At 63.6% G+C, this 22387-nt stretch carries 20 protein-coding genes; 9 read left to right on the top strand and 11 right to left on the bottom strand.

Translation table 11 applies throughout. The features are described from left to right. Window positions 1-18: 18 nt before the first annotated feature. The 4 genes from HTY61_RS12875 to HTY61_RS12860 all read right to left on the bottom strand — a co-directional run bounded on the left by HTY61_RS12875 (window position 19) and on the right by HTY61_RS12860 (window position 5295). Window positions 19-1464 (bottom strand): glutamine synthetase family protein, encoded by a 1446-nt coding sequence (locus tag HTY61_RS12875; RefSeq protein ID WP_175277178.1) that lies wholly within the window; start codon window positions 1462-1464, stop codon window positions 19-21. A 136-nt stretch (window positions 1465-1600) separates the two neighbouring features. Beyond that, window positions 1601-2608 (bottom strand): HlyD family secretion protein, encoded by a 1008-nt coding sequence (locus HTY61_RS12870; protein WP_175277177.1) that lies wholly within the window; start codon window positions 2606-2608, stop codon window positions 1601-1603. A 10-nt stretch (window positions 2609-2618) separates the two neighbouring features. Then, entirely contained in the window at window positions 2619-3905 is a 1287-nt protein-coding gene (locus HTY61_RS12865) for a glycosyltransferase family 2 protein (protein ID WP_175277176.1), read from the bottom strand. Continuing rightward, window positions 3898-5295, bottom strand: a complete 1398-nt coding sequence (locus HTY61_RS12860; protein WP_175277175.1) for a TackOD1 domain-containing metal-binding protein — start codon at window positions 5293-5295, stop codon at window positions 3898-3900. The genes HTY61_RS12865 and HTY61_RS12860 overlap by 8 nt, the downstream gene beginning before the upstream one ends. A gap of 317 nt (window positions 5296-5612) precedes the next feature. Here HTY61_RS12860 and HTY61_RS12855 point away from each other — a divergent pair, with 317 nt between their 5' ends. After that, the gene (locus tag HTY61_RS12855) at window positions 5613-6587 is read left to right on the top strand and encodes a hypothetical protein (protein ID WP_175277174.1); all 975 of its coding nucleotides are present in this window, start codon (window positions 5613-5615) and stop codon (window positions 6585-6587) included. A 158-nt stretch (window positions 6588-6745) separates the two neighbouring features. Here the strand turns inward: HTY61_RS12855 and HTY61_RS12850 are convergent, their stop codons facing one another. The 4 genes from HTY61_RS12850 to HTY61_RS12835 all read right to left on the bottom strand — a co-directional run bounded on the left by HTY61_RS12850 (window position 6746) and on the right by HTY61_RS12835 (window position 9517). Next, the gene (locus tag HTY61_RS12850; protein ID WP_175277173.1) at window positions 6746-7444 is read right to left on the bottom strand and encodes a helix-turn-helix transcriptional regulator; all 699 of its coding nucleotides are present in this window, start codon (window positions 7442-7444) and stop codon (window positions 6746-6748) included. Beyond that, entirely contained in the window at window positions 7441-8154 is a 714-nt protein-coding gene (locus tag HTY61_RS12845) for an acyl-homoserine-lactone synthase (RefSeq protein WP_175277172.1), read from the bottom strand. Before HTY61_RS12845 ends, HTY61_RS12850 begins: the two co-directional genes overlap by 4 nt. 117 nt (window positions 8155-8271) lie before the next feature. After that, complete coding sequence (locus HTY61_RS12840) at window positions 8272-8991, bottom strand: LuxR family transcriptional regulator (RefSeq protein ID WP_175277171.1); 720 nt, start codon at window positions 8989-8991, stop codon at window positions 8272-8274. Between the two features lie 277 nt (window positions 8992-9268). Further along, a complete protein-coding gene (locus tag HTY61_RS12835; RefSeq protein ID WP_175277170.1) occupies window positions 9269-9517 on the bottom strand; it encodes an SMc00767 family acetate metabolism repressor in 249 nt (82 codons plus the stop codon). A 296-nt stretch (window positions 9518-9813) separates the two neighbouring features. Between HTY61_RS12835 and HTY61_RS12830 the strand changes: the two genes are divergently transcribed. Further along, window positions 9814-11241, top strand: a complete 1428-nt coding sequence (locus tag HTY61_RS12830; RefSeq protein ID WP_175277169.1) for a helix-turn-helix domain-containing protein — start codon at window positions 9814-9816, stop codon at window positions 11239-11241. Here HTY61_RS12830 and HTY61_RS12825 read toward each other — a convergent pair. Beyond that, a complete protein-coding gene (locus tag HTY61_RS12825; protein ID WP_246272800.1) occupies window positions 11238-12119 on the bottom strand; it encodes a LysR family transcriptional regulator in 882 nt (293 codons plus the stop codon). The genes HTY61_RS12830 and HTY61_RS12825 overlap by 4 nt on opposite strands. Window positions 12120-12222: 103 nt before the next feature. On the opposite strand from HTY61_RS12825, the gene HTY61_RS12820 reads away from it, so the two are divergent. From HTY61_RS12820 to HTY61_RS12795, 6 genes are all read left to right on the top strand, one after another. After that, entirely contained in the window at window positions 12223-12423 is a 201-nt protein-coding gene (locus HTY61_RS12820; protein WP_175277167.1) for a hypothetical protein, read from the top strand. A gap of 207 nt (window positions 12424-12630) precedes the next feature. Further along, window positions 12631-13944, top strand: coding sequence for a glutamine synthetase family protein (locus HTY61_RS12815; RefSeq protein ID WP_175277166.1), 1314 nt, complete (start codon window positions 12631-12633; stop codon window positions 13942-13944). Between the two features lie 129 nt (window positions 13945-14073). Further along, window positions 14074-15171, top strand: coding sequence for a polyamine ABC transporter substrate-binding protein (locus tag HTY61_RS12810; protein WP_175277165.1), 1098 nt, complete (start codon window positions 14074-14076; stop codon window positions 15169-15171). A gap of 57 nt (window positions 15172-15228) precedes the next feature. Next, on the top strand, window positions 15229-16368 hold the full coding sequence (locus tag HTY61_RS12805) for an ABC transporter ATP-binding protein (protein WP_175277164.1): 1140 nt from the start codon (window positions 15229-15231) through the stop codon (window positions 16366-16368). A gap of 5 nt (window positions 16369-16373) precedes the next feature. Continuing rightward, entirely contained in the window at window positions 16374-17276 is a 903-nt protein-coding gene (locus HTY61_RS12800) for an ABC transporter permease subunit (RefSeq protein ID WP_175277163.1), read from the top strand. Continuing rightward, a complete protein-coding gene (locus HTY61_RS12795; RefSeq protein ID WP_175277162.1) occupies window positions 17273-18079 on the top strand; it encodes an ABC transporter permease in 807 nt (268 codons plus the stop codon). Before HTY61_RS12800 ends, HTY61_RS12795 begins: the two co-directional genes overlap by 4 nt. Here the strand turns inward: HTY61_RS12795 and HTY61_RS12790 are convergent. After that, window positions 18076-18309: a DUF6460 domain-containing protein gene (locus HTY61_RS12790; protein ID WP_246273044.1), complete on the bottom strand. Its 234-nt coding sequence runs from the start codon at window positions 18307-18309 to the stop codon at window positions 18076-18078. The genes HTY61_RS12795 and HTY61_RS12790 overlap by 4 nt on opposite strands. A 107-nt stretch (window positions 18310-18416) precedes the next feature. Next, window positions 18417-20276, bottom strand: coding sequence for an AsmA family protein (locus tag HTY61_RS12785; protein WP_175277160.1), 1860 nt, complete (start codon window positions 20274-20276; stop codon window positions 18417-18419). A gap of 152 nt (window positions 20277-20428) precedes the next feature. Here HTY61_RS12785 and HTY61_RS12780 point away from each other — a divergent pair, with 152 nt between their 5' ends. Further along, window positions 20429-22378 carry an acetoacetate--CoA ligase gene (locus HTY61_RS12780; RefSeq protein ID WP_175277159.1) on the top strand — a complete coding sequence of 650 codons (1950 nt, stop codon included), beginning with the start codon at window positions 20429-20431 and terminating at the stop codon, window positions 22376-22378. The last annotated feature ends 9 nt before the right edge of the window (window positions 22379-22387 follow it).

The raw sequence follows: 22387 nt of genomic DNA, 5'->3' as shown, positions 1-22387 counted from the left end.
CTTTCCGCCGTCGCGGCCCTACACGTTGAGCAGGAGGTATTCCCGTTCCCACGGGCTGATCACCCGCATGAAGGTCTCGAACTCGCCGCGCTTGACGCCGGCGAGCGTGGCGGTGAACTCGCGGCCGAGCACGTCGTCGAATGCGCGTTCGGCCTCCATCAGCGACACCGCCTCCAGCAGGCCGCGCGGCAGCGAGATCTCGCCCTCGTTGGCGGTCTCGGCGGTCGGGCTGGTCGGCACGATGCCGTTGACCATGCCGAGATAGCCGCAGGCCAGCGAGGCGGCGAGCGCCAGGTACGGGTTGGCGTCCGAGGAGGGCAGCCGGTTTTCCACCCGCCTTGCCGCCGGGCCGGAGGTCGGCACGCGGAACGCGGTGGTCCGGTTGTCGTAGCCCCAGGCGGTGTTGACGGGCGCGGCCATTTCCGGCGTCAGCCGGCGGTAGGAGTTCACGTAGGGCGCCATCATCACCAGCGCCTTGGGGATGTAGTGCTGCATCCCGCCGATGAAGGCGCGGAACAGCTCGGTCTCCGATCCGTCCTCGGCGGAGAAGATGTTCCTGCCCGTGGCGATGTCGACCACCGACTGGTGGATGTGCATGGCGCTGCCCGGCCGGTCCTGCATGGGCTTGGCCATGAAGGTGGCGTAGATGCCGTGTTTCAGCGCCGCCTCGCGGATGGTGCGCTTCATCAGGAACACCTGGTCGGCCAGCGTGACCGGGTCGCCGTGGCGCAGGTTGATCTCCAGCTGCGACGGGCCTTCCTCGTGGATCAGCGTGTCGATCTCCAGCCCCTGCGCCTCGCAGAAGTGGTAGATGTCGTCGATCAGCTCGTCGAACTCGTTGACGCCGGCGATGGAATAGGCCTGCCCGCCGGCGATCGGCCGGCCGGAGCGCCCTGTGGGCGGCTGCAGGGGATAGTCCGGGTCGGTGTTGGGCGCGACGAGGTAGAACTCGATCTCGGGCGCCACCACGGGCTTCCAGCCCCTTTCGGCATAGGCGGCGACGACGCGCTTGAGCACGTTGCGCGGCGTGTAGGCGATGTCCTTTCCGTCGGCGCCGACGAGGTCGCAGATCACCTGTGCCGTCGGGTCGGTCTCCCAGGGCACCGCCGACAGGGTGGAGAGGTCGGGCATCAGCTTCAGGTCGCCGTCATGCGGGTCGTAGCGGAAGTCGCCGGTCTCCTCCGGGTATTCGCCGGATATGGTCTGGCGGAACAGGGCCGAGGGCAGGGCCAGCGAGGTTTCGGAGATGAATTTCTTCGACGGCATCATCTTGCCGCGCGGCACGCCGGCGAGGTCCGGCGTGATGCACTCGATGTCCTCGATGCCGCGCCATGCGAGCCATTGCTCGGCCTGTTTCCAGTCGGCGACGCCGTACTTGTTTTCGAGGAAGGCGGGCGTCTTCGCCCGCGGTTTGGAAGAGGCGGAGCGTTTCGCCCCGCCCGCGCTCGTCTTGTCCTTGGCCATCGGTCACCGGTCGGTTGCGGATGGCCCGGTTATACGCCGGGCGGGACGGGGCTGGGAAGGGGGGCCTCCCCCGTTCATGCGCCATTGCACCGTTGCTTCTCTCCGCTGCAGTTTCCGCCCGGTCGGGCGCAATGCGCTAGTCGGCCCAACACACGCCGAAGGCGCAGCCGGAAATCCTGACCTTCTGCATCAGGGCAAACGGGGGGGCTTCGGCAAATCTTATTCGCGCCAGCCGGGAACGGTCGCGCGGCCGCATCGTGTTTTGGAAGTCTTCGGGACGTGAATCGGCGATCTGCATGACACTCTCGATGATGCCGATGCTCGATTGGTTGCCGGCACGGACATTTATCCGCGTGCCTTCCTTTACCGCAAAGAGGTAGCTGTCCGGCAGGTATGCCAGGACGAACTTGCTGCCTCCGAAAATTTCCAGGAGCTCGTCTCCACGCTCGACCACGGTTCCCACGGGCGCGACCTTGGAGCCGACGATGCCCGTGGCGGGCGCGCGTACAAGGCCGCCGTCGTAAATTGCGCGCAAGCGTTCGATGGCGTCCTTGGCGACTGCCTGTGATTGGCTGACCAGCTTCAGTTCCGCCCGGAAGACGTCGGCCTGTGCACTCAGTTCCGTTGCGCGTTGGACGGCCTCGAAGCTGTTGTTGAGCGCTTCGGCGCGAACCCTCATGGGGACATTGTCCCGGACGGCTTCCTCGGACAGCCGGCTGGCGGCTTCGCTTGTCTCCGCCGCCGTCCTTTTCGCCAGGGGAAGGATTTCGCTTATGTTGGCGACCTTGGCCCGCAGCTCCTCGTGGCGGCTGTCCAGTTCGCTGCCGCGAAGCGAGAGTTCCGCGATTGTCTTGACCGTGTCGAAGGATTCCAGTTTGGCGACGACTTGTCCCGCTTCCACCTTGTCGCCCTCCTGGACAAGCACCTCCATGATCGTGCCCGGATAGCGCGCTGCCACCATGTGCCGGTCGCTCAGAACCACGCCGTCGGCCGAAAGTACGAAGAGCCCGCCGGCCAGGTAGTAGGCGATTGCCCCGATCAGGCAGAACAGCAGGGCGAGATAGGTCCAGCGCCCGAGCCGGCCTGATGGGGTCTTTTCGCTCTCGGGCTTGTCCAGGCGCAGCGGTCTTCGCAGGCGTTTCATGTTCTTTGCCTCACCATGCTCGCACTCGCCGCACCTTGGGGGGCACGTAATTGTCGCCTCGCGAGCCGAAGAGGAGCCATTCCTGGACATAAGCGAAGAGGCGAACCGGACGCATGACAAAGGTCATGAACAGGGAATAGGCAGGCAGGTATGGCAGGTTTTGCCAGAAAACCGCTCGTCCACTGACCCGGCTCGCAAGTGCCAGCATCGCTAGGTCGAGCGCGAAGAGTGCGGCCTGAAGCGACATCATGACCGGGATGGCGGTAGTGCCGTACCGGACCGCGAGCCAGACAACATATGCGGGGAAAACAAAGGCCGCCAGCACGTTGAACACCAGGAAATCCCACTGGTGCAAGGCCTCCAGGAAATTGAACCGGGGATTGAACGGGTTCAACAGGTGGCGGTGTTTCCGATAGCGGATCCAGATCGCATCGCGCTCCCAGCGAAGGCGCTGCCGGATATAGGTATACGGCGTATGCGGGACATCCGTGTAGCAGACAGCGGCCGGCGCAAACGCGATCTGCCAGCCCGCCTGCCGAAGGCGCATCGTCGTATCGAGATCCTCACCGCCTCCGACATCGATACCGCGGATCTCTGCGAGCGCGGACCGCCGGAATGCGCTGAAGGCGCCGGACGCGCACGTAACCTGCCCGATCAGCTGGCTGAATCGCTTGCCGACCGAAATCGACTGGAGATATTCGATCGCCTGTATCTGCGTGATCAGGCTACGCTCTGCGTTGCGCGGCGAGATGTCCCCGCAGACGGCGCCCACGCGGGGATCGGCGAGGGGAGCGATCAGTTCCTCGATGGCGAACCGGTCGAATGAGCAGTCGCAGTCGACATTGACGATGATGTCGCCGCTTGCCAATGCCACCGCGAGGTTGGTGCCGGCCGACTTCCCGCCACGTTTGTCGGTCGCCACGATGCACCGCGCCTCTCCTTGCTTGACGAGTTCGGCGGCGACTTGAGGCATCCTGTCCGACGAGCCGTCGCTGACGATGATGATTTCGAAGCCCGTTATCGATTGTTCCCTGAGCGAGCGTATGCAGGCAGCCAGGGAACCCGCCTCGTTGTATCCGATAATGACTATGCTGACCGACGACGGGGGAACGCGCGTTTGCGGTCTCGCCCGGCTCGAGCCGCTGAACCGTTCCGGCCCATTCTGGGTGAGTGCGAGTACGGCGAAGGGAAGGATGTAGCGCGGCAGATCGAATACGATCACGAACCAGAACATGGACACCAGGCCGGCTACGCCCTGGGCCATAAGGAATGCAGCCCCAATTTCGATGTCAGCCACCGGTTTCCTCGCCGCTTCCGACCCATGTGATCTCGAACTTTGGCCGTAGTGGAACGGATAAAACGGAATCGCATTCTGCCAGGATTTGCTCCGATGAATCCTTGAATTCCTCGGGCGTCAGAGAATGGAAATATACGTAGTCGCCGTCGGTCGATGAATGGACATGCGCGGTATCGGCCAGCAGTCCCTGCAGGCGATCCTTGAACATTTGTCTGAGCGCCTGGAACGCGTCGTCACCCTTGGTCCGGGCGATATCATGCCGAGACGCGTAATCCAGCTTGGCAACGAACCCGCGCCGGCTTGAACCGGTCTTGCCGACGAACCGTCCGATTTGTTCGCGAAGTTTCGGAGGCAGCCGGTTGATCGAGCCGGATGCGGGGCGAACTCCTGCGGAGGATTTTCCGCTCAATCTGGAAAGGAAATGGTCGGTCAGCGAATAGGCATGTATGTCCACCGTCTTGATCAGGTCGCCATCGATATGCGCATCGCAGTCCTGGCACTGGAAGCCGACTGCCGGCTCGGTGGTCGTGCCGGCGCATTTTCGGCAAACCAATGCATCGCCAGGACGGTCATAGTCCTTGCCATAGTGACGCAGCTGCTTGAGGCATTTCGGGCATATTAGCGCGCTGCCCTGCCTGAAGTCGGACTCTGGCCCGATATGCGCGCAGCTGAAATGATGCAGGAATGCGGCTTGCGACAGGTTGGCTGATCTGCAGGCGGGGCATTCCTCCCGCACTACGAGGCGGTGCGACTGGCAATTCGGACAGGCCGAGTGGCGATCCACGAAACTACGGCGAAGCATTCCGGCATCCGCGAGGGCCTCGGCCAGGGTAATCGTGGCCCGCGTGTTCTGGAAACCCTGGTAGGCAAAGAAATAGCGCGATTGCGGAACCCGGACGGGTGTCAGGTCTTTCCCGGACACGAAGAGATAGGCCAGCATGCGGATGGCGGGCGTGGCGGCAGTGCGAAAGGTCGCAGGCAGCATTTCGCGCCGGGTGCGAAACCTGCGGATGATGGCCGCGGCATCCCGCCAGGATTGCGGGTCATCCGGTACCAGGTCGGCATCCGCGAGATGGGTCGGGCTGCCGGAAATGTTGATCACCGGGACGAGGGAATATTCGGCCCTGTGATTGTCGAACGATTCGAACCGGTCGAGATCTGTGAGCAATATGGCGTCCGGATTGCCGGACTTGGTGATTTCGAAGAACTGGCGCACCAGTCGCGAGTGAGAAAGGACCGATCCCGGAAAGAAGGTTGCGCGGGGCTTGTTCGGACCGAAATCGCTCGACAGGCGTTGAACGGCCTCGAATATCGGCCCGCTGTCCGGGTGCGGGTCTTCGGCTGCTTGTTGGCGGTCCTGGATCCGGATCAAGTCGCCATACTCATGCATGTGCCGGATTCCTTTTGCTATGGGCAGGCATAGCGGAACGAATTGCTATGGGCAGGCATAGCGGAACGAAAAAGTATAGACCGGGAAAATCCCCAACAAGAACGGAAAATGGATGCGAATATTACCTCCAAAGCGGTACTGTTACTTCGGATGAATATTGTATCCCGTTTCGCAAGATTTGAGTTCCACGCGAAGTGGCTTCCCGCCGCCGAGGCGCGGAACAACCGTCCTTGGTGCGCGACGGTCCAAACTTGTCCACCGCGCTCCCGCCTCCCTTATCCTTGTTCGCGCCGCATGGTGCGGCGAGGAGGCAGGCGATGCAGTTCGACTGGGCACTGGCGATAGAGAGAAACCGCAGGGACCTGCTGCGCATCCTGCGCGACCTTTTCGCGCTGGCCGGGCTGGACTTCGATACGGCACCCGCGCCCGTCCTCCCGGCCACCCTGCCGCGTTTCGCCGTTCTCCACGTCCGCCGCATCCTGCGCTCCGCCGAGGCCGCCGTGCGTCGCCTGATCGTGATCGCCGCGCGCGACATCGAGGTGCAGGTCCGCCATGCGCCTGCCTTGAAGCCGAAGACGGGGCGCGATGGCGGAGGGCCGGTGAAAGCCTCGGATTCCGTTTCCCCCTCACCCGACGCGCTGCGCGCGCCACCCTCTCCCGCGAGGGGAGAGGGGAGGAGCGAGCCCGCCACCCCCGTCACCGTCACCATCCGCCCCGATCCGCCGTTGCCGGAACCGCCAAAGGAGTCCCGCACCGGCAGCGTCAGCGTGCCGGTGAACCTGGGACTGGCCAATCTCCGCATCGTCCCCGATCCCGAACCGGAACCGGAGGAAGAGTCCGACGGCCCGGTGCCGCTCGGCCCCATCCCGGCCTTTCCGCTGGTCGATCCGCGCAAGCGCTTCGGTTTCACCCGCCCCCGGCGCCGTTACGCACGCACGCGCCCGCGCATCCGCCTGCTGGGCGACAACCCGTTTCCGGTCTACATGCGCCACCCGCCATTGCCGGAGCCTGATCTTCGCCTGCCGGGCGATGCCGTCCCAGCGGCTACCCTCCTGCGCCGCCTGGTGTCGGCGCGCATGGCGCTGGACAACATCGACCGCGAGGCGCGCCGCCTTGCCCGTCACGAGGCGCGCGTCCGCCACCGTCCGCCGGACAGCCGGAAGGTTATCTACACGGCGATGCGCCCCGGCCCGCCGCCCGGGCACCGGAAGCGAGGCCGCCACGCCATCGACGAGGTTCTCAAGGAATGCCACCGCGTCGCGGTCTGGGCGGAGAGGGAAGGGCCGCCGTGAGGAAAAACGGGGGAAGCGGCGTGCAACCCGCCTTCCGGCCGGAGGCGCGGGGTCGGTTGCGCGCGCCCGTCTTCCCGGCCGCGCCTGCGGAGACAGGGGGCACAAAGAAATCCGGCGCCGGATCGGGGATCCGGCGCCGGTCGGGAGGATGGCAGGTCTCAGACCGGCCGTTCGATCAGTCCCAGCCGCAGCGCCTTGGCGACCGCGTGCATGCGGTTGCTGGCGCCCAGCTTGCGCGCCGCGCTGCCGAGATAGTGGTTCACGGTATGCGGCGACAGTTCGAGGATGATGCCGATCTCCTCGGAGGTCTTGCCCTCCGCCGTCCAGGCGAGGCACGCCTCCTCGCGGGTGGAGATGCGCGGCCGGTCGGCGGCGATCGGGCTGTCGCGCATCGAATCGATGCTTTCCATCAGCGAGCAGCTGGCCAGGTACATCTCGGCGATCTCGCCGAATTCCTTCTGTCCCACCGAGAGGAAGGCGCTGACCACCTGTCCGTGCGCCTTGGGGCAGCCGGGGAAGGCGTGGATGAAGGCCGGCTTGCCGCCGATCCGCCAGGCCGGGATCATCACCGGAAGCGTTTCCGGGTTGCCCTTCCTCCTCGTCACCGCCGCGACCGCGCGGTCGATGACCGCGTCCGTCAGCACCCGGTCGATCTGGTGCACGGCGAGCGTCTGGGTCTTGCGCCCGCCGCCGTCATTGCAGATCCGGAACAGGATCGCGCCGTCGCACCGGTAGGTCCGGCACATTTCGGCAATGGTTTCGGAAAGGTCGTCTGTGGCCTTGCCGGCGACCTGCCATTGCGGCGCGATTTCCCGGATCGTGACCGGGGCGGACATGGTGGGAACGGCGACCGTCATGCCACCGAAACCCCTGCTGCCGCCATGGTGCCGGAGGCGATCAGCGCGGCGATCAATGCCCTTTCCACGACGGGCTTCGGCAGTTGCCGGGCGCCGTTCCTGACGTAGAGATTGCTCTTGCCCGTCTTTTCGCGCATCTGCGCGATGGTCCGCTCGCTGACCTCGAACAGGCCGCAGCAGACCGGCCGCCGGCCGTAGCCGTCCGCCTTGCCGATCTCGGTCAGCGGCGCGCCGGCGCGCTTGTAGATGCGTTTCATCTGCGGCTCGTAGTTGGAGACCAGCGTCTGGATGCCGTGTTCGAGCGCGCATTCGCCGAGCGCCACCAGCATCATCGCCATCGCGTCCTGCGGTGTCACGTCCGGCAGCGACATCGCGATTTCCTCGGTGTCGATGCACATGCGGGTGCCTTCCCAGATCGTCGGGTGGCACAGGTCGATATTGTTCGGGTAGGTCTTGCGGAACACGTCGTTCAGCAATGTCGGACCCGTTGTCGGCAGCAGCCTGAGAGAGCCGTAGAGCGTGGTCTGCTCGTCGTCGGTCCAGAGAAGGTAGGCCGGCTTCAGGTCGTCATAGGAGTCCCGTTCGATGTCGCCCGAGACGGGTACGTCCCATCCCAGTTCGTCGAAGAAAACCCGTTTGCGCAGCCTGAACATCTGGTCGAGAAGACCGTGATGCCTGCCGAAATCGGTCGCCTGCACAAGAAAGAACATGGTTCGCAGCCCCTTGGTCGTTGATACGATGGGGCCAGTATCGGAAGGGGGGCAACATCTAACAATTCCGCCAGATGGGCCGGCCCATCTGGGGGGATGCCGCAGGGGAATGGTTAATCAGCCCGAGATGATCTTCAGCGAGATCGCCTTGGCGACGGCCTGCGGCAGCGTCGCGCATTCCAGCTTGAACCGCGCGCTCTTGAGATAGCCGCGCACCGTGTGGCCCGACAGGCCGAGGATCTCGGCGATGGCCAGGTAGTCCTTGCCGCGCGCCGTCCATTGCAGGCATTCGATCTCGCGCGGGCCGAGCGGTGGCATCGGGTCCGTGCTGCTTTCCACTTCGGCCAGTGCCTTGCGGTGTATCCGGAAGGCGATCTCCTGCAGGTCGCCCGAGCGTGCCTTGATGAATTCGTCCCAGTCGGGACCGGTCAGCTTCGAGGTGACGGAAAAGAGCGAGCGGCGCGAGGACCGGTCGATGACCGGGATGGAGTAGCCGCTGGCGCCGATGTCGTGATTCGCTGCGTCTATCATCATCTCGGCCGCGGATTCGTCGATCTCGAGTTCCCGCCAGTCGAACGGAAGCATCCGCAGGAATCCCTCGCGCGCGATCGGGTCTACATTGATGTATCCCTTGAGGAGATAGCGGGAGATCCACGCGTCCGAGTAGGTCGTCTTCACATATGGCCGGTCGAGCGCGTCCAGTTTCGTCTGGCCGAGATGGAAAACGCAGTGGTGCAGCCCGTAGAGATCGCGAATCCGGTTAACGATTTCCTGCACGTCGTCGGATGAGTTCACGATACCGTATGCGGCTTCAAGCAAGTCGTTGTCTTCTGCCATCAATGGTCACTTGGATGCTTGTTGTGCGCTTGGATGCCGATAGCGAACGCCACCCGCCGCCGGGTGGATGCACCACAACCCCCTCATATGGGGGGATTGTAACGATTGAACGGCCATTTGGAAGTGCAAAGGAATGGGCGGAGTTTCTTCGCCGGGAAATGGTACCCTTGCGGTTTGCTCGCGCCGTGAAATTTTCCGAGTATTTTAGGGATCGCGGCAAAAGCCCTTCCCGCGGCGCGGGAAGGGCTCCTGATAGGAAAAACGAGGATATTTGTTGTCAGTCGCCCTGCGTGACGATCACCGGGATCAGCAGGTCGCCCCATGTGCCGTCTCCGCCGTGATGGCGTGCCGAGCGGATAAGTTCGACCGAAACGCCGGCCTCGACCGCGCGCATCACCGACTGGTTCAGCCGGTGCAGGTCGTTGGCCAGCATGCGGATCGCGGCCTGCTGTTCGGAGTTCATCGCGGAAGACTGTTCTTCCGCCCGTTCCTTGACGTGGGTCTTCGGTCGTTCATGCGCGTTCATTGCCATCTCCTGAAACGCTGGAGCACTGCTCCGTTGATTTGTAAATCCCTGTCACTTTTTCACAATCAGGGCATTTCGTTCCGGTTTGATCATCGGGATTCCGTCGACTGGCTTCCGATGTTTCTGTGACGAGTTTTACATCACCATGCGCAAATCACACCAAAATCCGGCCTGGCAGCCCGAAAATTCGCGTGGTCTTGTCACGCGGTCGACAGAAAGCGCTTGTGAACTTGTAAATTCTGTAAAATCCTGCGAAGGGCCATCGCGGCGGAAAAGTTGTAAAAAAGTGACGACGGATGAGTGAACAGAAGATATTTGCCGGGCCTCGGGTGCGCCGCATCCGCAATGCCGCCGGTCTCACGCAGACGGCGATGGCTGCCGAGCTGGGCATATCGCCGTCCTATCTGAACCTGATCGAACGCAACCAGCGTCCGCTCACCGTGCAGCTTCTGCTCAAGCTTGCCTCCGTCTACAAGATCGATCTGGAGGAGCTCCAGTCGGGCGGCGACTCCCTTCTGCCGCAACTGAAGGAGATGTTTGCCGATCCCCTGCTGGTCGGCGAGCTGCCCGGCGACCAGGAGCTGATCGAGGTCTCTGACGCGGCCCCCAATGTCGCCGCGGCGATGCTCAAGCTCTACCGCGCCTATCGCGAGGGGCAGGACAGGCTGTCGGATTTGTCGGACCTGCTTGCGCGGGAAGGGCATGAAACGCGCCTTTCCGGTGCCCGCCTGCCGGTTGACGAGGTGCGTGAGGCCTTCGAGAAGCGGCCGAACCATTTCGCGGCACTGGAGGAGGAGGCGGAGGCCTTCGTCAAGTTGCTCTCGCCCGGCGACGACCTGTTCGGCGCTCTCAAGGCCTGGCTGCGTGCCGAGCACGGGATCGCCGTGAAGGTGCTGCCGGTGGCCACCATGCCGCAGTGGCGCCGCCGCTATGATCGCCACTCGCACCGGCTGTTCATTTCCGAGCGCCTGTCCCTGCACGACCAGCTGCGCGAGGTTGCCATCGAGGCGGTGCTTCTGCGCATGCGGGTCGCCATCGATGCCGAAATCGAGGCCCTGAAGCTGTCCGGCGACGAGGCACGGCGCATTGCCCGTTTCGAGCTTGCCCGCTACGCGGCGCATGCGCTGATGATGCCTTACCGGCCGTTTCTCGAGGTCTGCGAGCGCTCGAAATACGATGTCGACGTGCTTCGGGCGCGTTTCGGCGTGTCGTTCGAGCAGGCCGCGAACCGCCTGACCATGCTGCAGCGGCCGGGCGCCTCGGGCGTGCCCTTTTTCATGCTGGAGGTCGACCATGCCGGCAACCGGTTCCGCCGTGCCGGGGCGGCGGGCTATCCCCAGGCGCGTTTCGGCGGCGCTTGTCCGAAATTGCCGGTCCATTCGGTATTCTCGCAGCCCGGTCACATTGTCGTGGATGCGGTCGAGATGCCGGATGGCGCGCAGTTCCTGGTTTTCGCGCGCACGCTGGAGGGGCCGCAGGGGGCGTTTCACGAGCGGCCTCGCCGCACCGCGCTTCTGCTGGGCTGCGATCTCGCGTTCCGCGAGCAGGTCATCTACGCCACCGCGCTGCCCGGTCGGAAGGACGACCCCATGACCACCCCGGTGGGCCCGGCCTGTCGTGTCTGCGAGCGGGCCGGCTGCCTGGCCCGCGCCGAGCCGCCGGTCACGAGGCCGCTCGGCCTGGACGAGATGGTGACGGGACTGAGCGCCTTCGACTTCGGCTAGAGAAGATCCTCCTTTGCCGCGCCGATCGGCCGATCGCCGCGGCACAGTTCTGCGTGGTCCCGGAAAAGCGCGTGGATGCGGTCGATCGCCTTGCGGACCTCCGGCTTGTGTCGGTCGTCATTGTGCATGACGAGATATTGCCATTCTGCCAGGTCGGCGATCGGCGGCCCGGCGCGCATCAGCCGCGGATCCCGGTCGCCGGCGAAGCACGGCATCACGCCCTTGCCGACACCGGCGCGTACAAGGTCGCGCAGCGTGTAGGGCGTGTTTGCCCACGCGCATATCGATATGCCTTCCTGCGCAAGCAGCCATCGGGCGGAACGCGTCACCGCCTCGTCCGATCCCAGCGAGACCCACTCGCTGCCCCTCGGGTCCGGGTGGTTGCGGGCGATATAGGGAGCGAATGCGATCTCCACCGTGCGCCGCGAGGCGAGATTGCCGCCATCCGCCGGCCGGTTCCGGATGCCGATCTCGATTTCGCGATGCGCGATGTCGAGCCGCGCCTCGGTGGTCTTGAAGGCGATGCGGAACGGGTCGTTCGCCGTCCAGACGCGCGAGAAGTTGTCGGCGATGAAATTCGCCGTCCATGTTCCCGCGGAGATGCGCACCACGGGGCGCTCGACGCCGGCGGCCAGCCATTCCTCGATGGGGCGCGCACTTGCCTCCATGCCCTGGACCTTGTGCAGCAGCGATCGCCCGTCCTCGGTGAGCGTGTATCCGGTGCGCGAACGCACGAAGAGCGATTTTCCCGTCGCCTGTTCCAGTGCAAGCATTCGCCGCCCCACCGTCGGCGCGCTCATGGATAGCGCCTCGGCGGCCTTTGTCAGGCCCCCGGCGCGCGCGACATGGGCGAATATTTGCAGGTCGTCCCAGTTCATGTCGTTCAATTCTGAAAAGCAGGATGCGAATTCGGCCGTACAGGGCGACTTCTCAGGAAAGGTATAGTCCATTCGTGAAAAACGAAAGGTCCGAGAGGCGAAAATGACGTATCCGTTCCCGGTGCAGATAACGGTGGCGCGCCGCCGAGAGTCGATGACGCCGGAAGAAGTTGACAAGTTTTATGATACGCATGCGGAGCCGTTACCCGGCTGGCTGTTGGCGCCGTTCGTCTTTGCCCGGCGCATTGCGGTGGCGCTCCGCCTGCCGCCGAACCTCGCCCCGCGCAACAGCCGGGCGGTGTGAGCTACGGGTGATCCCCGCCTGGCGGGGCAGGTGCGGGGAGCGGAAAATTCCGCTGCATGCGTCAATCCGGGCGAGTTGACTTTTCGGGGGGAGGCGCGCCAGTCTGTCCCATCGCCAACAGCACCTGGTGCAAAAGTGCCGTCGATCAATCCTGCGGATCAGACATCCTTCGACAAGCTCCCGACAATAGAAGAATATGAACGCTTCATGGCCGCGAACCCAGATTTGCAGGCCGTGGAGTTCCTCCTCGTCGATCCCAACGGCGTGATGCGGGGCAAGTGGGCGCCCGCCGACAGCCTGAAGAAGGCGTTCGAGGAAGGCGTGAATTTCCCGATGTCTATCCACGGGCTGGACATCTGGGGGCGCGAGGTTGCCGAGACCGGGTTGCATATCGAATCCGGCGACCGGGATGGCTACTTCCGTGCCGTGCCCGGCACGCTGTCGCGGGTGCCCTGGGCCGCCAGGCCGACCGCGCAGGTGCTGCTGCGCGGCTTCACGCCGGAAGGCGAACCGCTGCGCTTCGATTGCCGCAACACGCTGTCGCGCATCACCAAGGCGCTGGCCAGGCGTGGCCTCTACCCGGATGTCGCGTTCGAGCTGGAGTTCTACCTTCTCGAGCCGGGCACCGACTGGGATGACGGCATGCCGGCACCTGTGGGCGCCACGTCGGGCCCGGACCGGCAGCGCATGTACGGTCTCGACGATCTCGCCGAGTACGGTGCGCTGTTCGATGACATCAGGAGCGCCGCCGATGCGCAGAACCTGCCGATCGACACGATCGTCAAGGAAGCGGCTCCCGGCCAGTTCGAGGTCAACCTGAAGCATCGGTGCGATCCGCTGCGCGCGGCCGATGACGTGATCATGCTCCGCCGCATCGTCTTCGGCTGTGCCCGCAAGCACGGGCTGCAGGCGACTTTCATGGCAAAGCCCTTCATCGAGTATGCCGGCAACGGCATGCATGTGCACGCCTCGATGCTGGACGCGGAGGGCAGGAACGTGTTCGCCGGCGAAGCGGGAAAGAAGAATCTCGGGGGCGTGATCGCCGAACTGATCCGCACCATGCCGCAGGCGCTGCTTCTCTTCATCAACACGTGGAACGGCTTTCGCCGCATCCAGCCCGGATCCTATGCGCCGACACGCGCGGTCTGGGCGGAGAACAACCGCTCGGTGGCGCTGCGCATACCCGCCTCGACGGAGGAGAACCGGCGTGTCGAGCATCGCATCGCCGGCGCCGACGCCAATCCCTACATCGTTCTATGCGCCATCCTGCAGGCCATGATGGACGGGCTGGAGAAGCTCGAGACGCCGCCGCCGCCGGTCACCGGCAACGCCTACGCGAACACCGAGGCCGCGCAATTGCCGGACGACATGGACGAGGCGCTTCAGCTGACCCAGGCCGGGCAGTTCTGCGATCGCGCGCTCGGCCCCGAACTTGCGAAGATCTACAAGGATCTGAAGCGGGCGGAGATCCTCGCGTTCTGGTCGGAGATCACGCCGCTCGAACGGACGACCTATCTCTAGGAACTGCCTGTTTTTTCAGCAGTTTGCGCGCGTGAAAAATCCTTGTGCATCTGCCGTTTCCCCAATACTCTTCCCGCAGGGTCCGGGGGTGCAGCGTGGCTCTCTCGGCTCCGTTACAGGGAGATCCATATGTTCCGTTCGAAAGTGCTTTGGGCAACAAGCGCAGCTCTCGCGGCCATGGCCGTATCGGCGGTCGCGCAGGACCGCGTCGTCAACATCTACAACTGGTCCGACTACATCGATGAATCCATTCTGGAGGAGTTCACCGCCGAGACTGGCATCGAGGTGGTCTATGACGTGTTCGATTCCAACGAGGTGCTGGAGACCAAGCTTCTCGCCGGCTCGACCGGCTATGACATCGTGGTTCCGACCGGGACCTTCCTCGCCAACCAGATCAAGGCCGGCGTGTTCCGGAAGCTGGACAAGTCGAAACTTCCGAACCTGGAGAACATGGATCCGGCGATCATGGAGCGCCTGGAAAAATACGACCCGGGCAACGAATACGCCATCAACTACATGTGGGGCACGACCGGAATCGGCATCAATGTCGACATGGTCACCGAGCGCCTCGGCGAGGATGCGGATCTCAACACCTGGGACCTGGTATTTGATCCGGAAATCGCCGCCAAGCTCGAGGATTGCGGCATATTCCAGCTCGATGCGCCGACGGAAATCATCCCGGCCGCGCTGAACTACCTGGGGCTGGATCCGGATTTGAAGGATCAGGCGTCCATCGACAAGGCCAAGGAGCTTTTGCTGAGCGTCAGGCCCTTTGTCCGCAAGTATCACTCGTCGGAATACATCAACGCGCTGGCCAATGGCGACATCTGCCTGGCAATCGGCTGGTCGGGTGACGTGCTGCAGGCGCGCGACCGCGCTGCCGAGGCCGATGCCGGCGTGACCGTCGAGTACATCATCCCCAGGGAAGGGGCGCTGATGTGGTTCGACAACATGGCTATCCCCTCCGACGCGCAGCATGTCGAGGAGGCTCATGCCTTTCTGGACTACATCATGCGCCCCGAGGTCATCGCGAAGGCGTCGAACTATGTCTACTACGCCAATGGCAACGCGGCCTCGAAGGAGTTCCTCATCGAGGATGTGATCGGCGATCCGGCCATCTACCCGGACGACGATACCATGGCTCGTCTCTACACGGTCTCTCCGGAAAACGCGCGTGAAAAAAGATTACTCAACCGCGCCTGGACCGCGGTAAAATCTGGCCAGTGACCAGGAAGGTCCCGGCGGATTGGCGCCGGGACCCTTGTCTCGTGGGGTGGGATCGTCATGCCGTCGCTCGGAAACATTCGTCGTTCATTCGCGCCGTGGAACGATCCCGCCGCGAAGCCGTATATCTCCTTCAGGAACGTGTCCAAGCGGTTCGGCGACTTCACGGCCGTCGACAATCTTTCGCTCGATGTCTATGAGCGCGAGTTCTTCTCGCTCTTGGGCCCGTCCGGCTGCGGCAAGACGACATTGCTGCGCATGCTGGCCGGTTTCGAGGAGCCGACCGAGGGGGAGCTCTATCTCGACGGCCAGCCGCTGAAGGGCGTTCCGCCGCATCGGCGCCCGGTCAACATGATGTTCCAGTCCTACGCGCTGTTCCCGCACATGAGCGTCGCCGACAACATCGCCTTCGGCCTTAAGCAGGACGGCATGCCGAAGGAGGAGCGCGAGGAGCGCGTGGCGCAGATGCTCAGGCTGGTCAAGCTGGAGGAATTCGCCCGCCGCAAGCCGCACCAGCTCTCGGGTGGTCAGCGCCAGCGTGTGGCGCTTGCGCGCTCGGTCGCAAAGCGGCCCAAGCTTCTCATCCTCGACGAACCGCTCGGCGCGCTCGACAAGAAGCTGCGCGAGGAAACCCAGTTCGAGTTGATGGACCTGCAGCAGGAACTGGGCCTGACCTTCATGATCGTCACCCACGACCAGGAAGAGGCGATGACCATGTCGGACCGCATAGCGGTCATGGACAGGGGCGTCATCGTTCAGGTCGGTACGCCGGCGGAAATCTACGAGGCGCCCAATTCGCGCTACGTGGCCGATTTCATAGGCTCGGTGAATCTCGTCGAGGGAAGGGTGGTTTCCTCCGGTGACGGGCACGTCGTCATCGACGGTCCGGACGGCCGCTTCGTCGGCGCGGTCCGTTCCTGCGCGCCCGCCGACGGCGAGACGGCATGGTTCGCGATACGGCCGGAAAAAATGCACGTCAGTCGCGGAAAGCCCGAGGGTACGGTCAATGCGTTTGAGGGCGAGGTCTGGGACATCGCCTATCTGGGCGACATGACGATCATCAATGTGAAGCTCGATTCCGGCAAGGTGGTGCAAGCGTCAATGATCAACCGTTCGCGCCTGGTCGAGGATCCGATCGGCTACGAAGAACGTGTCTGGCTGTCCTTCGACGAGGACGCCGGCATCGTGCTGGACAGGTGAACGCCATGCTGCGCGCCGCCACGGACAGGCTGGTCATACTGATCCCCTATGTCTGGCTGCTGTTTTTCTTCCTGCTGCCTTTCCTGATCGTCTTGCGCATCGCGCTGTCCGATCTGGAATACGGCTCGCCGCCCTACGCGCCGCAGTTCTCGCTTGCCGAGGGATGGGATGCGATCCTAGACAAGGTGGGGCAGTTCGACTTCGAGAATTTCGTCTTTCTTGCCGGGGACTCGCTCTATATCAACTCGTACCTGTCCAGCCTGAAGATCGCGTTCGTCTCGACCGTCCTGACGCTGCTGATCGGTTTCCCCCTCGCCTACGGCATGGCACGGGCGCCGGACGGGCTGCGCCCGGTCCTGCTGATGCTGGTCATCCTGCCATTCTGGACCTCCTTTCTGATCAGGGTCTATGCATGGATCGGGATCCTCAAGCAGGAAGGACTGCTCAACCAGTTCCTGCTGTGGCTCGGGGTCATTTCCGCGCCGCTCGAGATCCTGTCCACCAACAAGGCTGTCTATATCGGCATCGTCTATTCCTACCTGCCGTTCATGGTGCTGCCGATCTATTCGACGCTGGAGAAGATGGACGAGTCGCTGGTGGAGGCGGCGCGTGATCTCGGCTGCACCCGCATCGGTGCGTTCTGGAAGGTGACGGCGCGGCTGGCGGTGCCCGGCATCATGGCCGGCTGCCTTCTCGTCTTCATCCCGGCGGTCGGCGAGTTCGTCATTCCCGACCTGCTCGGCGGATCGGGCACGTTGATGATAGGCAAGACGCTGTGGATCGAGTTCTTCAACAACAGCGACTGGACCGTGGCATCCGCCATCGCCATCATTCTGCTGGTCGTTCTCGTCGTGCCCATCGTCTTGTTCCAGAACGCCCAGGCGCGCTCGGCGGAGGCGGGTCGATGACGGCACGCTGGTCCTGGTTCAACATCACCTCCGTGGTGCTCGGTTTCGCCTTTCTCTACCTGCCGATCGTTCTGCTGGTGATCTTCTCGTTCAACGAGTCGCGCCTTGTCACCGTGTGGGCGGGCTTCTCGACCAAGTGGTATGGAGCGCTGTTCCAGAACAAGGGCATCCTCGACGCGGCCTGGGTGACCGTGCGTGTCGCGCTGATCTCGGCGACGGTCGCCACCGTGCTCGGTACTCTCGCCGCCGTCACGCTGGTTCGCCATACGCGCTTCCGCGGTCGCACGCTGTTCACCGGCATGGTCTACGCGCCGCTTGTCATGCCGGAAGTCATCACCGGCCTGTCCCTGCTGCTGCTCTTCGTCTCGATAAATTTCGCCCGCGGCTTCTGGACGGTGACGCTGGCACACATCACCTTCTCGTTGTGCTTCGTCGCCGTCGTGGTGCAGTCCCGGCTCGTCAGCTTCGACCGGTCGCTGGAGGAGGCGGCCCAAGATCTCGGATGCACGCCCTTTCAGGCCTTTGTGAAGGTCACGTTGCCGGTGATCTTTCCGGCCGTGATTTCGGGCTGGATGCTGGCATTCACCCTGTCGCTGGACGATCTCGTGATCGCGTCCTTCACCTCCGGGCCGGGTGCCACCACGCTGCCGATGAAGATCTACAGCCAGGTCCGGCTCGGCGTGACACCCGAGATCAATGCTGTCTGCACGATCCTGATCGCCATCGTGACGACAGGTGTCATCATCGCGACCATTCTCAACAAGCGTCGTGCGATGCTGGATGGACGCCCGGCGGGTAGCTAGCCGCGCGGCGGGCGCAGCATGTAGGCGATGGCCCACAGCGGCAGGATGATCATCGAGCCGAGTACCATGTTCGGCAGTGCCCAGGAGACGGCCATTTGGAACAGTTCGAGGATGCGTTGCGGGGTCAGCCCGATCCGGGCGAGCATGTCGGCTGCGGACATGTCGAATGCAGACAGCATCGCGCCGCAGAGAAGTGACGCGACAGCAATCTTCGCAATTGTCGTCAGCACCTGGATCAAGGTTGCCGGCCCTCCGAAATCCCGGGCCGATTATCGCCGAAAGCTCTAAAAACTGTTTAATATCCGGCAATCGAAAGTAACGGGGCGTTTACCTTTTCCTATCGCCCGCTTTGCGGCACCAGGACCGGGGTCGCGTAGGGATTGTTCCAGGAGCCGCCGATGAAATGCTGGGCGACCGGTCCGGCTTCCTCGTTCTCCCGTTGCTGCGCAATCGCGGTGAGCGCGATGCTGGCGGTGCCGTAGGGAATGACCCCGTTCAGTTGAACCGTGCCTTCCGGGTATTCGATGGATGCATTGTCCACGATGATGACGCCGTCCTGCACCAGGGCGTCGACACTCAGCGACGAGAAGGTCCCGCCGCCGCTGCCATTCTCCTGCAGCCGGAAGAATGTCTGGGGTTCGCTGCCGTCGCCGCCGAAAGTCTCGAATCCGATGCCGGGGATCGTGCCATCGTTGACCGTGACGTCGAGCTTGCCGCGCGCATGTTTCAGCATATCGCTCCAGTATTGCAGCGGCGCGGTGACGTTCAGGTTTCCCGATGTCGGGCCGCGCGGAAACAGGCCGGCCAGGCCGAGCGCATCGGCAACCGCCGCGCCGTTGATGTCGCTCGCCGACACGCCGAGCGCTGCGGACAGCGCGCGGCCCATTCTGTCGATTGCGAACCGGGCCTGGAGGTGGCCGCCATAGGCCATGGCGTCGGCGATCTCGAACACCGCGCTGCCGTTGCGTATCTGCGTAACCGCGGCCAGCTCCGAGAGCTGGAGCGCGCCGGCATTGGCGCTGTCTGCCGAGAGGCGGAGATCGACATCCAGCTGATCGATTACCGCCGGCGAGGCCGGGCGGGGCAGATCGGCGGCGCGGCTGGGGGATCCGGCGAACGCGGAGAGGAACGACAGCACATCCATCTTCACGAAATCCAGCGTGGCGGTGAGGGCCGGCTTGGCATTTTCCTTGAACGCCAGTTCGAGCACGCCCATGCCGGAACTGCCTTGCAGCGTCATTTCGAGATCCTCGAACCTGACCTTGCGGGAATCGGCTTTCAGCGTGGCCGACAACGAGACGTCCCCCACGACACCGCCGGGCCGAATGCCGAGCTGCAGCCAGTCAAGTGCCTGCTGCATCGACGGCGTGTCCATGGTGACGGCACCCTCGGCAAAAAGCTTCGGCCCGACACCCATCCGGCCATCGAAGGAATAGGACAGGGTGTCGCTCGTGAAGGATGTTCGTACGCCGGTAATCTCGCCGGCCAGGAAATGGATTGTATCGTCTATCTCGCCGCGCTGCTCGAAGGCGATGCCGCGCCAGATACCTTTCAGCGACGTGGTCAGCCGCTCCGAGAGCCGCGGCCATGAGATGCTGCCGTTGATGGCGGTAATGTTCTCGGGGGCATTGTCTCCGGGGCCTGCGAACTCGACCGTGCCGTTGACGATCGTCACCGTGCCGAGGCGGGAATAGCGCAGAGCCGTGGTATCCAGGTCGGATATGCTCTCGCCGTCATCCTCGTACCCGGCCGTCTGAAGTCCGGCGATCGCCCGGCCCAGCCTTCCGCCGAGAAGGCCGAGCCCGACCGACCCTTCGCCGTCCATCGCGATGCGCACGACCGGGCGTATGAGCCGGAACTGCGAGAACGTCGGGTCGCGCGCCATCAGGCTGGACAGCGGTATTGCGACTTCGACCGTATCGACGCTGAGGTAGTCAGCCTGTCTATCGCCCGTTCCGCTAGCCGGGCGAGGAATGTTCATGTCGTAGAGGCGTGCCAGCGGCGTCGGAAATAGATCGAGGTCGACGCGTCCGTCGACGCGGATAGGCTGGCCGGTGATGTCGGCAAGTTCCCGCTCGATTGCGGTGCGGACGAATTCGCTGGATATGAAGAAGGGCAGGAGCATCCAGCTCGCGAGAACGACAAACACGAAGGCTGCCGCAAGCCAGAGACCTATGCGCGCCGCTCGTGCCGTCATTCTCGATCCGTCTGTTGTTCCGGTCGCAGCAGCGTCCGGCCTTCCCGCCATTTTCGCGCGAGCCTATACGGAAGTGCGGTCAATTCAAGGCTTGCCGCTTTTGTCGCTGCGCTTTACGAGGTTTTGCACACTGCAACGGAGGAGAATGGAGAATGACGCCGCTCTGGACGCCGAGTGACGAGGCAATTCGCGAAGCTGCGATGACGGGACTGATGAAAGCCGCCCGTGACCGGTTCGATGCGCCGACCGGCAGCTATGCGGAGTTTCACCGCTGGTCCGTGGACAATCGTGAGGACTTCTGGTCGCTCGTCTGGGATGATTGCGGCGTTGTCGGAGAGAAGGGCGATCGTGTCCTTGCAGATGGCGACAGGATGCCCGGCGCGCGCTTCTTTCCTGATGCGAAGCTGAATTTCGCCGAGAACCTGCTCGCCAAGGCGGGTGAGGGCGACGCCCTGGTGTTTCGCGGCGAGGACAAGGTGGAGCGCCGCCTGTCCTGGGCGGAACTGCGGGCGTTGGTCTCGCGTCTGCAGCAGCATTTCCGTTCGCTTGGCATAGGCGAGGGCGACCGCGTGGCCGCCATGATGCCGAACATGCCGGAAACCATTGCCGCGATGCTGGCGGCGACCTCGCTCGGCGCGATCTGGTCGTCCTGCTCGCCGGACTTCGGCCCGAAGGGCGTGCTCGACCGCTTCTCCCAGATCGAGCCTGTTCTGTTCATTGCCTGTGACGGTTACTGGTACAACGGCAAGGAACAGGACATCTCCGGCAAGCTTGCCGAGATCCTGCCGAGCCTGCCGACTGTGAAGGGCACGATAATCGTCGATTACCTCGGGCGCGCCGGGGAGACAGCGGCCGCATTGCCCGATGCGGAAGCGCTGTCGGCCGTCCTGGATCGCTACGAGGAAAAGCCGCTGGAGTTCAACCGGCTGCCGTTCTCGCATCCGCTCTACATCCTGTTTTCCTCCGGCACGACGGGCGTTCCGAAATGTATCGTCCATTCCGCCGGCGGCACGTTGCTGCAGCATCTGAAGGAACACCGCTATCATGCCGGAATTCGCGCGGGCGATCGCGTGTTCTATTTCACCACCTGCGGCTGGATGATGTGGAACTGGCTGGTCTCGGGCCTTGCCAGCGGCGCGACACTCCTGCTGTTCGACGGATCGCCTTTCGCGCCTGATGCGAGGGTTCTTTTCGATTACGCCGAGCAGGAAGGCATGACCTATTTCGGCACTTCGGCGAAATATATCGATGCGGTGCGCAAGGAAGGGCTGCGGCCGATCGACACCCATGAGCTGTCGACCGTTCGTGTCATTTCCTCGACCGGTTCGCCGCTGTCGCCGGAGTGTTTCGCCTATGTCTATGACGCGATCAAGCGCGACGTCCATCTGGCGTCGATCTCCGGCGGAACCGACATTGTTTCCTGTTTCGTGCTCGGGGTGCCGATCCTTCCCGTCCATGTCGGCGAGATACAGGGCGCCGGTCTCGGCATGGCCGTCGAGGTGTGGAACGACGATGGCGGGCCGGTCGTCGGGGAGAAGGGCGAGCTTGTCTGCACGAAGCCGTTTCCCTCCATGCCGGTTGCCTTCTGGAACGATTCCGACGGCACGAAGTACCGGGCGGCCTATTTCGAGCGGTTCGACAATGTCTGGTGCCATGGCGACTTTGCCGAGTGGACCGCGAATGGCGGCATGATCATCCACGGCCGCTCGGATGCGACCCTCAATCCCGGCGGCGTGCGCATCGGAACCGCGGAGATATACAACCAGGTCGAGCAGTTGCCGGAGGTGCTCGAGGCCCTTTGCATAGGCCAGGAATGGGACAATGATGTGCGTGTGGTGTTGTTCGTGCGCCTCGCCCCCGGCACCAAGCTGGACGATGAATTGCAGAAGAAGATCCGCAACAAGATCCGTACGGGCGCTTCGCCCCGTCACGTGCCGGCGCGCATAGTTGCCGTGACGGATATCCCGCGTACCAAGTCGGGCAAGATAGTCGAGCTTGCCGTCCGCGAAGTGGTGCATGGCCGTCCGGTCAAGAACAAGGAGGCGCTCGCCAATCCCGAGGCACTGGAACTCTTCCGGGAGCTGCCGGAATTGCAAGCGTGAACGATGCCG

Origin of the sequence: Oricola thermophila, from assembly GCF_013358405.1 — a bacterium.
Lineage (GTDB): Bacteria > Pseudomonadota > Alphaproteobacteria > Rhizobiales > Rhizobiaceae > Oricola > Oricola thermophila.
This window is presented reverse-complemented; position numbering and strand designations above follow the sequence as displayed.

What these genes read in the sequence shown, in the direction of transcription:
- HTY61_RS12875 (WP_175277178.1), bottom strand. Translation starts at nt 1,464, where the DNA reads ATGGCCAAGGACAAGACGAGCGCGGGCGGGGCGAAACGCTCCGCCTCT.
- HTY61_RS12870 (WP_175277177.1), bottom strand. Translation starts at nt 2,608, where the DNA reads ATGAAACGCCTGCGAAGACCGCTGCGCCTGGACAAGCCCGAGAGCGAA.
- HTY61_RS12860 (WP_175277175.1), bottom strand. Translation starts at nt 5,295, where the DNA reads ATGCATGAGTATGGCGACTTGATCCGGATCCAGGACCGCCAACAAGCA.
- HTY61_RS12855 (WP_175277174.1), top strand. Translation starts at nt 5,613, where the DNA reads ATGCAGTTCGACTGGGCACTGGCGATAGAGAGAAACCGCAGGGACCTG.
- HTY61_RS12850 (WP_175277173.1), bottom strand. Translation starts at nt 7,444, where the DNA reads ATGACGGTCGCCGTTCCCACCATGTCCGCCCCGGTCACGATCCGGGAA.
- HTY61_RS12845 (WP_175277172.1), bottom strand. Translation starts at nt 8,154, where the DNA reads ATGTTCTTTCTTGTGCAGGCGACCGATTTCGGCAGGCATCACGGTCTT.
- HTY61_RS12840 (WP_175277171.1), bottom strand. Translation starts at nt 8,991, where the DNA reads ATGGCAGAAGACAACGACTTGCTTGAAGCCGCATACGGTATCGTGAAC.
- HTY61_RS12835 (WP_175277170.1), bottom strand. Translation starts at nt 9,517, where the DNA reads ATGAACGCGCATGAACGACCGAAGACCCACGTCAAGGAACGGGCGGAA.
- HTY61_RS12830 (WP_175277169.1), top strand. Translation starts at nt 9,814, where the DNA reads ATGAGTGAACAGAAGATATTTGCCGGGCCTCGGGTGCGCCGCATCCGC.
- HTY61_RS12825 (WP_246272800.1), bottom strand. Translation starts at nt 12,119, where the DNA reads ATGAACTGGGACGACCTGCAAATATTCGCCCATGTCGCGCGCGCCGGG.
- HTY61_RS12820 (WP_175277167.1), top strand. Translation starts at nt 12,223, where the DNA reads ATGACGTATCCGTTCCCGGTGCAGATAACGGTGGCGCGCCGCCGAGAG.
- HTY61_RS12815 (WP_175277166.1), top strand. Translation starts at nt 12,631, where the DNA reads ATGGCCGCGAACCCAGATTTGCAGGCCGTGGAGTTCCTCCTCGTCGAT.
- HTY61_RS12810 (WP_175277165.1), top strand. Translation starts at nt 14,074, where the DNA reads ATGTTCCGTTCGAAAGTGCTTTGGGCAACAAGCGCAGCTCTCGCGGCC.
- HTY61_RS12805 (WP_175277164.1), top strand. Translation starts at nt 15,229, where the DNA reads ATGCCGTCGCTCGGAAACATTCGTCGTTCATTCGCGCCGTGGAACGAT.
- HTY61_RS12800 (WP_175277163.1), top strand. Translation starts at nt 16,374, where the DNA reads ATGCTGCGCGCCGCCACGGACAGGCTGGTCATACTGATCCCCTATGTC.
- HTY61_RS12795 (WP_175277162.1), top strand. Translation starts at nt 17,273, where the DNA reads ATGACGGCACGCTGGTCCTGGTTCAACATCACCTCCGTGGTGCTCGGT.
- HTY61_RS12785 (WP_175277160.1), bottom strand. Translation starts at nt 20,276, where the DNA reads ATGACGGCACGAGCGGCGCGCATAGGTCTCTGGCTTGCGGCAGCCTTC.
- HTY61_RS12780 (WP_175277159.1), top strand. Translation starts at nt 20,429, where the DNA reads ATGACGCCGCTCTGGACGCCGAGTGACGAGGCAATTCGCGAAGCTGCG.